We start from the raw sequence: 13,515 nt of genomic DNA on the forward strand, positions 1-13,515 counted from the left end.
ATTTAGCGAGTTGAAGCGCTAAATTAAAAATGCGTGACATTCTGTACAACATTGATTATAATGTTGCTAATATCTAAAAATGTAACATACATTTCAGAGTTCTGAAAGTGTCTGTCATGGGGAGAGGAGCAAGAAAGCATGAGCCAAAAAGATTTAGAAAGCTTACGTAGTCAAATAGACGGTTTAAATTTAGAAATTCTTCGTCTAATTAACGAACGTGCAGCAGTAGTTGATGAAATCGGTAAGATTAAAGAAAAACAAGGTGTGAATCGCTATGATCCATTGCGTGAACGACACATGCTTGATCTTATTAAAGAGCACAATCAAGGTCCATTAAACCAAATGACGGTTGATTATATATTTAAGCAAATTTTTAAAACAGCTTTAAAACAACTTGAAGCGGATAAGAAAAAAGAATTACTTGTATCTCGTAAGAAAAAATCAGAAGATACTGTCATTAATGTAAATGGTGAGCTAATTGGCCAAGGAAAACCATCTTTCGTATTTGGACCTTGTGCTGTAGAATCATACGAGCAAGTTGCAGCAGTAGCAGCATCTATTAAAGCAAAAGGTGAAAAATTAATTCGTGGCGGTGCTTATAAACCACGTACTTCTCCATATGACTTCCAAGGTCTTGGTTTAGAAGGACTTAAAATTTTAAAACGTGTATCAGAGGAATACGGTCTTGGTGTTATTACGGAAATCGTTACACCAGGTCATTTAGAAGAAGCATTAGATTACATTGATGTTATCCAAATCGGTGCACGTAATATGCAAAACTTCGAATTATTAAAAGCTGCGGGTGCAACAAACAAACCTGTACTTTTAAAACGAGGCTTAGCAGCGACAATTGATGAATTCATTCATGCAGCAGAATACATTATGTCTAAAGGAAATGAGAACATCATTCTTTGTGAGCGTGGTATTCGTACTTACGAAAAAGCAACTCGTAACACATTAGATATTTCTGCTGTACCAATTTTAAAACAAGAAACGCATTTACCAGTATTTGTAGACGTAACGCATTCAACAGGTCGTCGTGATTTATTATTACCATGTGCTAAAGCAGCAATTGCTATTGGAGCTGATGGCGTCATGGCAGAGGTGCATCCAGATCCATCTGTAGCACTTTCTGATTCACAACAACAAATGGATATTCCAACATTTGATGCTTTCTACGAAACACTACAAAATTTCATGAAGAGCCATGAAATTAATGCTTAACTTCTTTCAGCAATTATTTTCTGTACCGAAAGCGTAGCGGACGGTACAGAAGTCTCCCACCTCTATAGGTGGTGAGATGAATGTAGATTTAAGTTACTCTTCAGTGGGTGTCCAAACACTCGCTGAAATAGAGGAACTCAGTCTAAGAACGCCACGTCCTGTGGATAAGGGTATAATTGATGATGTGTTGATAAACACCGCTTGCTTTAACCAGCAGGCGGTGTTTACTATATAGTGACAAAATAATGTCTAGAATAGTACTATTAGTACTTGGTTTTTCTTTTCATGTACATACTGCTTCTTGAAAAGAATATTAAAATTATCGTATGATAAGGCTATAAAAGGAAAAAGGGAGGCACGTACGATGACTGTTACAATTTATGATGTTGCAAGAGAAGCAAATGTTTCTATGGCAACAGTCTCTCGTGTAGTCAATGGTAATCAAAACGTAAAACCGGCAACACGAAAAAAAGTATTAGAAGTAATTGAACGATTAGAATACCGTCCAAACGCAGTAGCGCGTGGATTAGCAAGTAAGAAAACAACAACAGTTGGCGTGATTATCCCAGATATTGCAAACAATGTTTATGCGGAGCTGGCACGTGGTGTAGAGGATATTGCAACCATGTATCGTTACAATATTATTTTAGCCAACTCAGACCAGCATGAAGATAAAGAGCTTCAGCTACTGGATACAATGCTAGGAAAACAGGTTGACGGTATTGTTATGATGAGTGATGAAGTGACTGAAAAAATGCAACAAACTATGGATCATTCACCTGTACCGATTGTGCTTGCAGGTTCAGTAGATGAATCGCAAACAATTGCGACTGTTAACATTGATTATTACCAGGCAGCTTATGAGGCCATTACATTACTCATTCAAAATGGTCATAAGCGAATTGCTTTCGTAACAGGTCCGCTTACGTACACTATTAATGGAAAATTCAAACTTGAAGCGTATAAAAAAGCTTTACAAGACGCAGGTTTACCTATAGATGAATCACTAATCGCTGCAGAAGAATCAAGCTATGATATGGGCTTAGAGGCGTGGGAAACATTATCCTCACTTGAAAACCCGCCAACTGCATATTTTGCAGGGAGTGATGAACTAGCAATTGGATTGATTCACGGTGCACAGGATGCAGGGAAAGATGTACCTGAGGATATTGAAGTAATCAGCTTTGAAAATTCAAAATTAGCACGCATGGTTCGCCCACAGCTAACAAGTGTCGCGTTACCACTGTATGATATCGGAGCTGTCGCAATGCGCTTGCTAACAAAATTGATGAACAAAGAGCCTGTTGAGGATGAAGCGGTTATTTTACCTCACCGCATTGAACATCGACAATCTGTCAAAAGTAAATAACGATACTTCACACGTAAATCTGTTCAAGGTTTACGTGTTTTTTATCTAGACGGATAAATGACCAAGAACAAACAAAAATACCTCACGATTGTCGTGAGGCATTTGGTTAAGCGCGGTTCTCATTGCGAATAATATGTAGCGCTTTGGTTAGCATTTGCGTGTTTTTTTCTTCAATTTCAGTCTTTCTAGGGATTGGCTCATACAATGGATTCGGATCCTCCCATGTTGGGATGAAAGGCACTGGTGCTTCAGGCTGCCATCGATCTAACCATGCCTGAGGGAGAGGGCCTGTCGGTAATTGCTGCTCTGTCATTTCAAGCCATAGCATAGACCATGCGCGAGGTACAACACGCCAAATATCGTAACCGCCACCACCAACGGCAATCCATTTCCCTCCACAATATTCATGTGCTAATTTATGGGCAAGCTTTGGAATTTCTCTATAAATTTTCATTGTTCCATATAAATGTGTTAATGGATCAAAATAATGTGCATCTGCACCGTTTTGCGTTAGCACAACATCCGGCTTGAAAAATTCAAAGACTTCTCGCATAGCCTTTTCATATATTTCTAGAAAACTCTCATCTTCTGTAAAAGCATCAATTGGAAAATTAAAAGAAGTGCCATAGCCTTGTCCATTTCCACGTTCCGTAATGTTACCAGTTCCAGGGAAAAGATAACGACCTGTTTCATGAATAGATAATGTACAAACATCTGGATCTTCATAAAAACTCCATTGCACCCCATCACCATGATGGGCATCGGTATCTACATAAAGTACACGAGCATTGTACTTTTCCTGTAAATACCGAATAGCTACTGTACTATCGTTATAAATACAAAAACCTGATGCACGGCCACGGAAGCCGTGATGAAGCCCCCCGCCTAGATTGAGGGCGTGCTCGGCTTTTCCTTCCATAACATAATCGACAGCTGTTAACGTTCCACCAACAAGCTGTGCACTTGCTTCGTGCATATTTTCAAAAATGGGTGTATCTTCGGTGCCAATGCCGTAGCTTTCACACTGTGCCTCTGAAAGCTCACCATGCCCTGCTCTTTTAACGATATCAATATATTTTGGATCATGTGCAAGTAAAAGCTCTTCTTCTGTTGCGACACGAGCTGGAACGATATCCACATCATCAAGAGCATCAATATTCTTTAACAAATCCATTGTAAGCGTCAAGCGTTTATGATTGAAAGGATGGGTATCTGAAAATTTATATCCGAGTTGCTCTGGCGAGTACACAAATACTGCTTTTTTCATTATAATGAAACACCTGGTAAATTAGGCCATAATACATCAAAGCCCTCTTTACGAAGTTCTTCAATCATAGCTAGTGGATTCAGAGTTTTTACTCGGATACTTAAAATTTTATTTTGTGTATTTTCAGAGTCGGGATAAACTAAGACGCTTTGGACATTTGCATGATGTTCACGGAAGATTTTCGTAATTTCAAATAATATTCCTGGCGTATCGGATACACGAATTTCAATTTTTGAGCCAGGTTCAGTGGCACCAGTTAACTCTATGTATGTATAGAGTAAATCTGTGGTAGTGACAATCCCAACTAATTTTCCTCCGGAGACAATTGGTAAACAGCCTACTTTGGATTCATAAAAAGTAAGAGCTACTTCTTCTACGAAATCAAGTGGATGCCCGACAAGTGGATTTTTAACCATAATCTCTTCCACTTTTGCGTTAAAAACTGGAGAATTAGGCTCATCCCGTAAAGAGGAGGGCAATGCCTCCTTAATATCTCTTTCAGTGATAACCCCAAGAACATGATGCTCCTCATCTATTACTGGTAAATGACGAACTTTTTTCTCACGCATTAACTTCAGCGCTTCAACTACTGTATTTGTTGGAGCTAGCGTGTAAGGCTCATCATTCATAATTTCTTCTACGATCATATACTCATCCCCTTTGTGTTGATATTAATACATGAAGCGATTTCTAAAGCGAAGTCTATCAAATCTTTCCATTGTCTCAGGAGGTACGCGTTTTCCTTCACGTGCCATCAGGCAGTTTGCAGGATGTGAAGTAATTTCAGGGTCATCGGTAGCGAAATATTCGAAGTTGGCAGAGCCCATCATTTTCTCCATCATTTTGCGATAGTCCCAAACATTTAAACCAGTACCTTTTAGGTCCCAATGCCAATAATATTCGGTAGTGATAACAAGATAGTCTTCCATTTCATCCCCCATAAAAGACACAGCTAATAGTGCTTTACCAGCACCTGTACCACGATATTCAGGAATGACTTCAATAGCACCTAGTTCAATCATGTTATCAATTCGATCCTCTGCCCAACGTTCGAGTGGATCAGGATATAGATAAGTGACGTAGCCCACAATTATGTTTTCATTTCGAATAATAATTATTCGTCCTTCAGGAAGTCCTGCAATTTCTATGATGGCTTGCTGCTGTTGCTTTGGGGGCCTAAAAGCAACCAAGCCTTCGTGGAATGAATATGTAGCTAATTTTTCTGGAGGAACAGGTCCTTCCACATACACAGTACCATGCTTAGTTTCCTTTGTGACAGAAAAAAAAGTTTTTTTATGTTCCATAATTACACCACCTGAGTTTAATAATTCCATTATAGCTGATTTCCTGCGGAAAAACGCTATCTTTTGCAAAATATACCTGTGTTTTTGGAAAAATAAAAATATTAAGACATTCTTGGTGAATTCATGTAAAATATAGTTATATTGCATCTGTTATTAAACAGATAAATGTAGTGTGGGTAGGAATTCACTAATTCCGTACTAACTAAACTGTTCTATAACAATTGCTGCAAAACGTATTTGTCTTTAGAGAAAGTGGCGGATTTTGAAGGGGGAAATAATGAAATTACAATTTGAAATTTGCTTACTAATATACTAAAGCAATAGCAAAGAGAGGGGTAGTTTCATGGGGATGAAAATGTTGGAGAAGTTAAATGCTGTAGCGGGGCAATACAATTTGCCTGATTATGAGGAAGCTGCGGCGACACATGATTGGGCAGAAACAGAAAAGGGATTTAGTTGGTATGATACAGGACTTGTGAATATGGCATATGAGGCAATTGATCGTCATGCAGAAACGCATCGAAAAAACAAAATTGCACTTTATTTTAATGATGGAAAGCGCAAAGAGGCGTATTCTTTCAATGAAATGAAAAAACTGACGAATAAAGCAGCAAATGTGTTTAAGGCAGCAACAAATTTAGAAAAAGGTGATCGATTATTTATTTTCATGCCGCGTTCACCTGAGCTTTATTTTTCTTTATTGGGCGCATTGAAAATGGGTGTTATTGTAGGTCCGTTATTCGAGGCATTTATGGAAGGTGCTGTTTATGACAGACTTGCAGATAGCGAAGCTAAAGTATTAGTCACAACACCAGAGTTACTAGAGCGTGTACCTTTAGAAAAGCTACCACATTTGCAGCACGTCTTTTTAGTAGGGTCAGATATAAAGGAATCACCACAAATTTTAGATTTTAATAGACTCTTGAAAGAGGCATCTTCTCAATTTGATATTGAATGGGTGGACAGAGAGGATGGCATGATTCTTCATTATACTTCTGGATCGACAGGAGCACCAAAGGGCGTTTTGCATGTTCATAATGCAATGCTTCAACAATATCAATCAACGCAATGGGTACTTGATTTGCGTGAAGACGATATTTACTGGTGTACGGCTGACCCAGGATGGGTAACAGGCACAGCGTATGGCATTTTTGGTCCATGGTTGAATGGCGTCACAATGTTAATTGTTGGTGGTAGATTCTCCCCTCAAGCTTGGTACCAGGCAATTGAGGATTATAGTGTAACAGTTTGGTATAGTGCACCAACAGCTTTCAGAATGTTAATGGGTGCTGGTAGCGGTATGCTTGAAAATTATGATCTATCTTCGTTACGTCATATTTTATCTGTAGGTGAGCCGTTAAACCCAGAGGTAATTCGTTGGGGAATTGATGAACTAGGTCACCGTATTCATGATACATGGTGGATGACAGAAACGGGGGCACATATGATTTGTAACTATCCTTCTATGGATATTAAGCCAGGATCAATGGGGAAACCATTACCAGGTGTTCATGCGACGATTGTTGATGATGCTGGCAATGAAGTACCGCCTTTTACAATGGGAAATCTAGCAATTCGACGTGGTTGGCCAGCGATGATGCGTCAAATCTGGGGAAATCCCGAGCGTTACGAATCCTATTTCTTAAAAGGTGAATGGTATGTGTCCGGGGACTCTGCCTATATGGATGATGATGGTTACTTCTGGTTCCAAGGACGTGTGGATGATGTGATTATGACAGCTGGTGAACGAGTAGGTCCATTTGAGGTAGAAAGTAAGCTATTAGAGCATCCTGATATAGTCGAGGCGGGGGTAATCGGAAAGCCAGATCCTGTACGAGGTGAAATTATTAAGGCCTTTGTCTCATTACGTGAGGGTGTAGATCCTTCAGAGGCATTGATTGAGGATATTCGTAATTTTGTGAAAAAAGGCTTATCTGCACATGCTGCACCACGTGAAATCGAATTTAAGGATAAGCTACCAAAAACACGCAGCGGTAAGATTATGCGTCGTGTGTTAAAAGCGTGGGAATTAAATTTACCAACTGGTGATTTATCTACGATGGAAGATTAATTTGTAGTATAAAAAGCAGGAATTTATTCGGTCGACGAAAAATTCCTGCTTTTTTAATGGCCAGTTATCTCGGGTTAGGATTAGCCCTCAACAAGCGCCGTATATAATATTTGTTTACCATCTATTACGGCAATAATCGTGTAAGTGTCATGATCATTTGTAGCGAAAATTTCAGATCCAACGGGCAATTTAGTAGCATAAAAATCTTTGAAAAATAAAGTGGAGGTTGTCGTCTTTTTAATTTCTCCGATTTTGTCTTCTTTTATAAAATCACCCTTTTTTAGAGATTCTTGATTCGACGCTTTTATATAGATTAATTGATCCATTTGTAAAATATCTGCTTGGGAATTTTCTTTAAGGATAGTTTTTGATGTTGGATTTCCCGGAATAGCTGTAGAACATCCTGCTAGTACTAATAAAAACAGAAAGGAATATACTAAAACTTTCTGCATAATAAAACAACTCCTTTTAAAGAACATCTTACTTTTTATATTACTAGAAAAAATCGTATTGCTATCCGTTTAGTTATTCGAACTTTTCTCGAAATCTATGAATCAATGAAGTTTGCGAAAAATTTGAATATAAATAAAAATTCAGTTGACTTAATAAATATGCAGACGTATACTAATTTTAACTTATTTCAGAGGTGAGAGCATTGAAAGTAGGAATTGTTGGTGCAACTGGTTATGGTGGATTAGAGCTTATTCGATTTTTACATAATCATAAAGCGGTGGAGCGGATTGATTTATTCACATCTTCAGAAGAAGGTGTTATTTTTTCTTCTAAGTTTGGTCATCTCGTTCATATTGCCGATACACCTTTACAAAAAATTGATTATGGGACTTTAGAGCAATTTGATGTTGTTTTTACAAGTACACCTTCAGGGGTGACAAGTGAGCTTTTACCTCCATTGGTAGGGAAAGGTCCTAAATTAATAGACTTGTCTGGTGACTTCCGTTTACAAGATCCAGCAAGCTATGAAACATGGTACGGTAAAAAAGCGGCGCCACTGGAAATCATTCAACAAAGTGTATATGGCTTAACTGAATGGAATGCAGAAAATGTTCAACATGCTCCTCTTATCGCAAATCCAGGATGCTATCCAACAGCCGTATTACTTTCGTTGTTACCATTACTAAAAGAACAATTGATTGATCCGAGCTTTTTGGTGATTGATGCGAAAAGCGGGATTTCCGGAGCAGGAAATAAACCATCGCAAACTACGCATTTTAGTGAGGTAAATGAAAGCTTTTCAATCTATAAAACGAATACACATCAGCATATACCAGAAATCGAGCAGGCCATTTCAATGTTTGCGGGAGTCGATACAACCATTTCTTTTAATACTCATTTAGTACCAATGACTAGAGGAATCTTATCTACCTCTTATGCACCTGTTATGTCTGGTGTTACAGAACATCAGTTAGTAGCATGTTTACAGAGTGCCTATGAAAAGCATCCGTTTGTACGGATTGTTACAGATGTAAATAGTCTAGGTACTAACCGTGTTAAAGGTTCGAACTATTGCGATATTTTTGTGAAAATGGATCACCGTACGAATCGTGCCACAATCGTTGGTGTCATCGATAATTTAGTCAAAGGGGCTGCAGGGCAAGCCATTCAAAATATGAACGTTCAATTTGATTTACCACAAACGACAGGATTAGATGTCGTTCCGTTCTTTATTTAAAAACAAAGGAGGAAAGATTTTATGACATTAATAGCATCCGCAAGCATTATGAAAAAATTATCAAGTAAAAATATTGTTTCACCAAAGGGCTTTAAAGCTGCGGGTTTACATTGCGGTTTAAAGCATAAGAAAAAAGATTTAGCTGTATTAGTTAGTGAGGTGCCGGCGAGTGTAGCAGGTGTTTTCACAACGAATGCCGTGCAGGCAGCACCGTTAAAAGTTACGAAAGAGGTTGTGTACACAACGAAGAAAATGCAGGCGATGATTGTCAACTCTGGAAATGCTAATGCATGTACGGGGAAGCAAGGGGTGAAGGATGCCCAAACAATGCAAGCCCTAATGGCAGAAAAGCTGGGCATTGAGGCAAATTTAGTTGGAGTCTGCTCAACGGGTGTCATCGGTGAAATTATGAACATGGAGCCATTAACAAATGGGATTAATCAATTAGAGCCAAAGGATAATTTGGAAAGTGCGATTGATTTTGCCCAAGCGATTTTGACAACAGATACGGTTATGAAAAACACAAGCTATAGCACAGTCGTTGATGGCAAGGAGATTATTATCGCTGGAGTTGCAAAAGGTTCAGGTATGATTGAACCAAATATGGCTACGATGCTAGGTTTTATTACGACGGATGCAAATATTGAATCAGATATCCTACAGGCTACATTAGCTGATATAACAAATATGACTTTTAATGCAATTACGGTAGATGGGGATACATCTACAAATGACACAGTTGTTGTGATGGCAAACGGCTTAGCGGGAAATGAAACTCTGACCTTTGACCATCCGGATTGGCAAAACTTCTTCTTAACATTGAAAACAGTAGCTCAAGATTTAGCAAAAATGATAGCTAAAGATGGTGAGGGTGCAACGAAGCTGATTGAGGTTGAAGTTGAAGGAGCAATTTCAGATGAAGAGGGGCGAAAAATTGCTAAAACAGTAGTTGGTTCACCGCTTGTGAAAACGGCAGTATTTGGCTGTGATGCAAACTGGGGACGCATTATTGCCGCTGTAGGCTATAGTGGCGCAACGGTTGATCCAGAAAAAATTACGATCCAAATTGGCGGTGTCACTATGGTTGAAAACGGTGAGCCACTTCCATTCCCTGAGGATGAGTTAATTCAAATTTTAAAAATGCATGAAGTGAAAATCTATGTGTCACTTGGTATTGGGGAAGGCAAGGGGCATGCTTGGGGATGTGATCTAACTTATGACTACGTTCAAATCAATGCCTCGTACCGCTCGTAAAAGAATGGTCATTAAGCTTGGTGGAAGTACACTAGAAGGCTTAGATGAATCGTTTTTTAAGAATTTTAAAAACCTGCAAGAGAGCGGAGTTGAGCTTATTATTACCCATGGTGGTGGACCGGCCATTAATCGTGAACTTGCGGCGTACGGGATAGAATCACATGCTTTAAACGGTATTCGTGTAACGAATGAAGCGGCTATTGATATTGTACAGTCTACGTTAATAGGAAAGGTCAACCCTGCGCTTGTTCATGAATTAACTACTGCGGGAATTGCTGCCATTGGATTAAACGGCTTCGATGGTCAGTTAATTGTAGCGGATTATCTAGATAAAGATGTATTCGGTTTTGTTGGTGATATAAAAAAAGTCAATACATCTTTGCTGGAAGCATTAATAAATGCCGGGGTTGTACCGGTTATTGCTTGCGTCGGGGTGGATGAATTTGGTCAGGCATTAAATATTAATGGGGATACTGTAGCAAGTGAAATAGCACTAGCTCTAGATGCAGATAGTTTATTACTTGTAACGGATGTAAATGGAATCCGCATTAATGATGAATATCAATTGAAAGCAACACCTGCCATCATCCAACAATGGATTGAGGACGGTTATATTTATGGTGGGATGATACCAAAAGTTCAAGGAGCTCTCGAATGCTTAAGGGCAGGTATTCCATCCGTACAAATTGTTGGGGGATCTTTAGAAGGTACAACGATTTTAGCCAAGGGATGAAGTAATGGCATAAAGGTAGCAATATAGTTGTTTAGAAAAGAAGATTTAAGTTTTACTCTGGAGGGGTTGAAAAAATGAGTGCTTTATTTGAAAACTATGGCAAACGACGCGCCAAAATTGTCAAAGGGCAAGGAACGGTAGTAGAAGATTCTGCTGGGAAAAAATATTTAGATCTTACAAGTGGAATCGCTGTTGTGAGCCTTGGTCATGCGCATCCGGCCATTGTGAAGGCAATTCATGATCAAAGTCAAAAGCTTTGGCATATTTCTAATTTATTTGATATTCCCGGTCAGGAGAAGGTTGCGCAAAAATTAATAGCAAATACACATTTCTCTTATGCATTTTTCTGTAATAGTGGTGCAGAAGCGAATGAAGCGGCTATAAAGCTTGCGCGTAAGCATACAGGGAAAAATCATATTATTACTTTTGAAAACTCTTTTCATGGGCGTACTTTTGGAGCGATGTCTGCAACAGGTCAGGATAAGGTACATAATGGCTTCGGTCCACTTGTTGAAAAATTTACGATTCTTCCTTTTAATGATGTGGCAGCACTTGAAACAACGATTGATGATTCTGTCGCAGCAATTATGCTGGAAATGATTCAAGGTGAAGGCGGTGTTAACAGTGTATCACCAGAATTCGCAGCAGCAATCGCTAAAGTCTGTGACGACAAAGGAATATTACTAATTATCGATGAAGTTCAAACCGGTATTGGACGAACAGGAACAAAATATGCTTTTGAGCAAACGATTTTAAAGCCAAATATTGTGACATTAGCAAAAGGGCTAGGTGGTGGTTTCCCTGTCGGTGGGATGCTTGGAACAGCCGAGTTATATGAGACATTTAGTCCAGGCACACATGGCACAACATTCGGTGGGAACCCGCTTGCGATGAGTGTTGCTGAAACCGTGCTTGATCATGTCTTTGCAGCGCCTTTTTTACAAAATGTACAGGAGCTATCTACGTATTTTGTTAAGCAATTGAAAACGCATCTTCCTTCAACGTATACAGTACAGGGCCAGGGCTTACTTCTTGGTATTGGCTGTGGGGATATTGAGGTAGCCTCGTATATAGCAGCAGCGGAGGAAAAGGGCTTATTATTAGTGGGTGCAGGACCTAACGTTATTCGCCTATTACCTCCATTAACCGTGTCAAAAGCAGAAATCGATGAAGCAATTGCGATTTTAAAAACGATACTGCTGTAGTATCTGATCAATTAAATACGATAAAAATGAATCTGCTAGATTTCTTGCTAAAAAAATCTAGCAGATCTTTTAATGCTTATCTGTAAAAATTAAGATGAAATTTTGGGGGAATATGCCAAGTATATTAGTTGATTGGAGTGGAGGCTGGGCGACTCCTTAGGGATCAGCGTCACAGATGAGACCCTGGAGCGAGCAACGTGAGTGAAGCGGCTCATCGGACGCCCCTAGGAAAGCGCCCAGCTGGAACGGAAATCAACCCCACGTTATGTTGATAAGTCTATTAGTATAGTAAAATCTTGTCCCGTATTAATGGGCAGTAATTTATCTGTATCAAAAGAGAAGCGTCAGGTCCTCCCGCTTTAAATTCAATGAGAGCAAAGAAATTAGGGGAGGCAAACTGCCCGTAAATACCCGATTGGTGAAGACTAATAATCAGTGGGGTAAAGAACACCACACTGATTAAAGTTTCGATTTATCGCAGCTCATTTACTAATGTTTTCACTAGAGAAGGGAGCCAATCATGGAGTTGACTGAATGTAAAGCCTGCTGATTCTGCCTTTGTAGTGGACATATACCAATCTGCTGGAACCCCATATGGCGACTGCGACTTGTCATCGCCACCTACAAGGGAAATTTTTGCATGCTTTCCGGTTGTTTCTTCAATAAGACCTAGTAAATCTTTTAATGAAATTGCACCTGCTGCTGTTGCATTATAAGGTCCTTCAATAGGTGTAGTGCCTGCAAAATACAAAAATGCAGCTGCTTCATCGTCCGTAATAAAGCTCATCTTTGCATCAATATTTGGTAATGAAATAGGCTGTTCTTGTAAAATTCGTTCAACATGGAAATGTAAACGGCGTGTATAGTCGTTCTCCCCCATAACAATCGGGAAACGTACAGCGACAACAGGGAATGTGGCCTCTTTGAAAAGTACTGCCTCTGCTTGACGCTTACCCTCACCGTACGAAAAATCTTCGCGGTTTCCCATCCGAACTTCATAATTATATGGATTAAAATCTTCTTCTGTTTTGATAATGCCGTCTATTTCGTAGGTTGATAGAGTAGATGTAAAAACGAGCTTTTTCGTTTTACCTTCTAAAATTTCACATATGTTGAGAGCTTCGTTAGGAGAATAGCAAATATTATCATAGACAATATCCCACGTAGTGCTTGCTAGTGCCTTCGACAACGAATCAGCGTCGTCTCGATTAACAATTAGCTGCTTCACTTTAGTACCAAAAGGATTTCCACTTTGTCCACGTGTTAATATAGTTACGCTATGGCCATTTTGAAGACAGAGTTCTACAAGCTTTTTACCAAAAAAACGGGTACCTCCTAAAACTAAAACGTTCATAATATTTCCACCCCTTTAAATTAGTAGTCCTCTTAATAATGACA

12 protein-coding genes are annotated in these 13,515 nt (G+C 39.1%); 7 read left to right on the forward strand and 5 right to left on the reverse strand.

The annotated features are described in order from the left end of the window. The first annotated feature begins 138 nt into the window (after positions 1-138). Positions 139-1,224, forward strand: coding sequence for a bifunctional 3-deoxy-7-phosphoheptulonate synthase/chorismate mutase (locus tag MWJ95_RS11410; protein WP_249072955.1), 1,086 nt, complete (start codon positions 139-141; stop codon positions 1,222-1,224). A gap of 364 nt (positions 1,225-1,588) precedes the next feature. Beyond that, positions 1,589-2,593, forward strand: coding sequence for a catabolite control protein A (gene ccpA / locus MWJ95_RS11415; RefSeq protein WP_049667456.1), 1,005 nt, complete (start codon positions 1,589-1,591; stop codon positions 2,591-2,593). Between the two features lie 106 nt (positions 2,594-2,699). Here ccpA and MWJ95_RS11420 read toward each other — a convergent pair whose 3' ends face one another. The 3 genes from MWJ95_RS11420 to MWJ95_RS11430 are packed head-to-tail and all read right to left on the reverse strand — an operon-like array spanning position 2,700 to position 5,164. Next, positions 2,700-3,860, reverse strand: coding sequence for an acetoin utilization protein AcuC (locus tag MWJ95_RS11420; protein WP_249072954.1), 1,161 nt, complete (start codon positions 3,858-3,860; stop codon positions 2,700-2,702). Then, positions 3,860-4,507 carry an acetoin utilization AcuB family protein gene (locus tag MWJ95_RS11425; RefSeq protein WP_249072953.1) on the reverse strand — a complete coding sequence of 216 codons (648 nt, stop codon included), beginning with the start codon at positions 4,505-4,507 and terminating at the stop codon, positions 3,860-3,862. The genes MWJ95_RS11420 and MWJ95_RS11425 overlap by 1 nt, the downstream gene beginning before the upstream one ends. 24 nt (positions 4,508-4,531) lie before the next feature. Continuing rightward, positions 4,532-5,164, reverse strand: a complete 633-nt coding sequence (locus MWJ95_RS11430; RefSeq protein WP_197144858.1) for a GNAT family N-acetyltransferase — start codon at positions 5,162-5,164, stop codon at positions 4,532-4,534. A gap of 343 nt (positions 5,165-5,507) precedes the next feature. Here MWJ95_RS11430 and acsA point away from each other — a divergent pair, with 343 nt between their 5' ends. Then, positions 5,508-7,235 (forward strand): acetate--CoA ligase, encoded by a 1,728-nt coding sequence (acsA, locus tag MWJ95_RS11435; protein WP_481817351.1) that lies wholly within the window; start codon positions 5,508-5,510, stop codon positions 7,233-7,235. Between the two features lie 80 nt (positions 7,236-7,315). Here the strand turns inward: acsA and MWJ95_RS11440 are convergent, their stop codons facing one another. Beyond that, positions 7,316-7,687, reverse strand: a complete 372-nt coding sequence (locus MWJ95_RS11440; RefSeq protein WP_249105627.1) for a hypothetical protein — start codon at positions 7,685-7,687, stop codon at positions 7,316-7,318. Between the two features lie 203 nt (positions 7,688-7,890). Here MWJ95_RS11440 and argC point away from each other — a divergent pair, with 203 nt between their 5' ends. The 4 genes from argC to MWJ95_RS11460 all read left to right on the forward strand — a co-directional run bounded on the left by argC (position 7,891) and on the right by MWJ95_RS11460 (position 12,117). Continuing rightward, positions 7,891-8,925, forward strand: coding sequence for an N-acetyl-gamma-glutamyl-phosphate reductase (argC, locus tag MWJ95_RS11445; protein WP_249072951.1), 1,035 nt, complete (start codon positions 7,891-7,893; stop codon positions 8,923-8,925). Positions 8,926-8,946: 21 nt separating this feature from the next. Further along, positions 8,947-10,179 (forward strand): bifunctional ornithine acetyltransferase/N-acetylglutamate synthase, encoded by a 1,233-nt coding sequence (gene argJ, locus MWJ95_RS11450; RefSeq protein ID WP_249105628.1) that lies wholly within the window; start codon positions 8,947-8,949, stop codon positions 10,177-10,179. Further along, positions 10,142-10,912: an acetylglutamate kinase gene (gene argB / locus MWJ95_RS11455; protein WP_249072949.1), complete on the forward strand. Its 771-nt coding sequence runs from the start codon at positions 10,142-10,144 to the stop codon at positions 10,910-10,912. The genes argJ and argB overlap by 38 nt, the downstream gene beginning before the upstream one ends. Positions 10,913-10,986: 74 nt before the next feature. Further along, complete coding sequence (locus tag MWJ95_RS11460) at positions 10,987-12,117, forward strand: acetylornithine transaminase (RefSeq protein WP_249105630.1); 1,131 nt, start codon at positions 10,987-10,989, stop codon at positions 12,115-12,117. A gap of 472 nt (positions 12,118-12,589) precedes the next feature. On the opposite strand, the gene MWJ95_RS11465 is transcribed toward MWJ95_RS11460, so the two are convergent. After that, positions 12,590-13,471 carry an NAD-dependent epimerase/dehydratase family protein gene (locus MWJ95_RS11465; RefSeq protein ID WP_249072947.1) on the reverse strand — a complete coding sequence of 294 codons (882 nt, stop codon included), beginning with the start codon at positions 13,469-13,471 and terminating at the stop codon, positions 12,590-12,592. Between the last annotated feature and the right edge of the window lie 44 nt (positions 13,472-13,515).

It is taken from the genome of Lysinibacillus sp. Bpr_S20 (genome assembly GCF_023337835.1).
Taxonomy (GTDB): domain Bacteria; phylum Bacillota; class Bacilli; order Bacillales_A; family Planococcaceae; genus Lysinibacillus.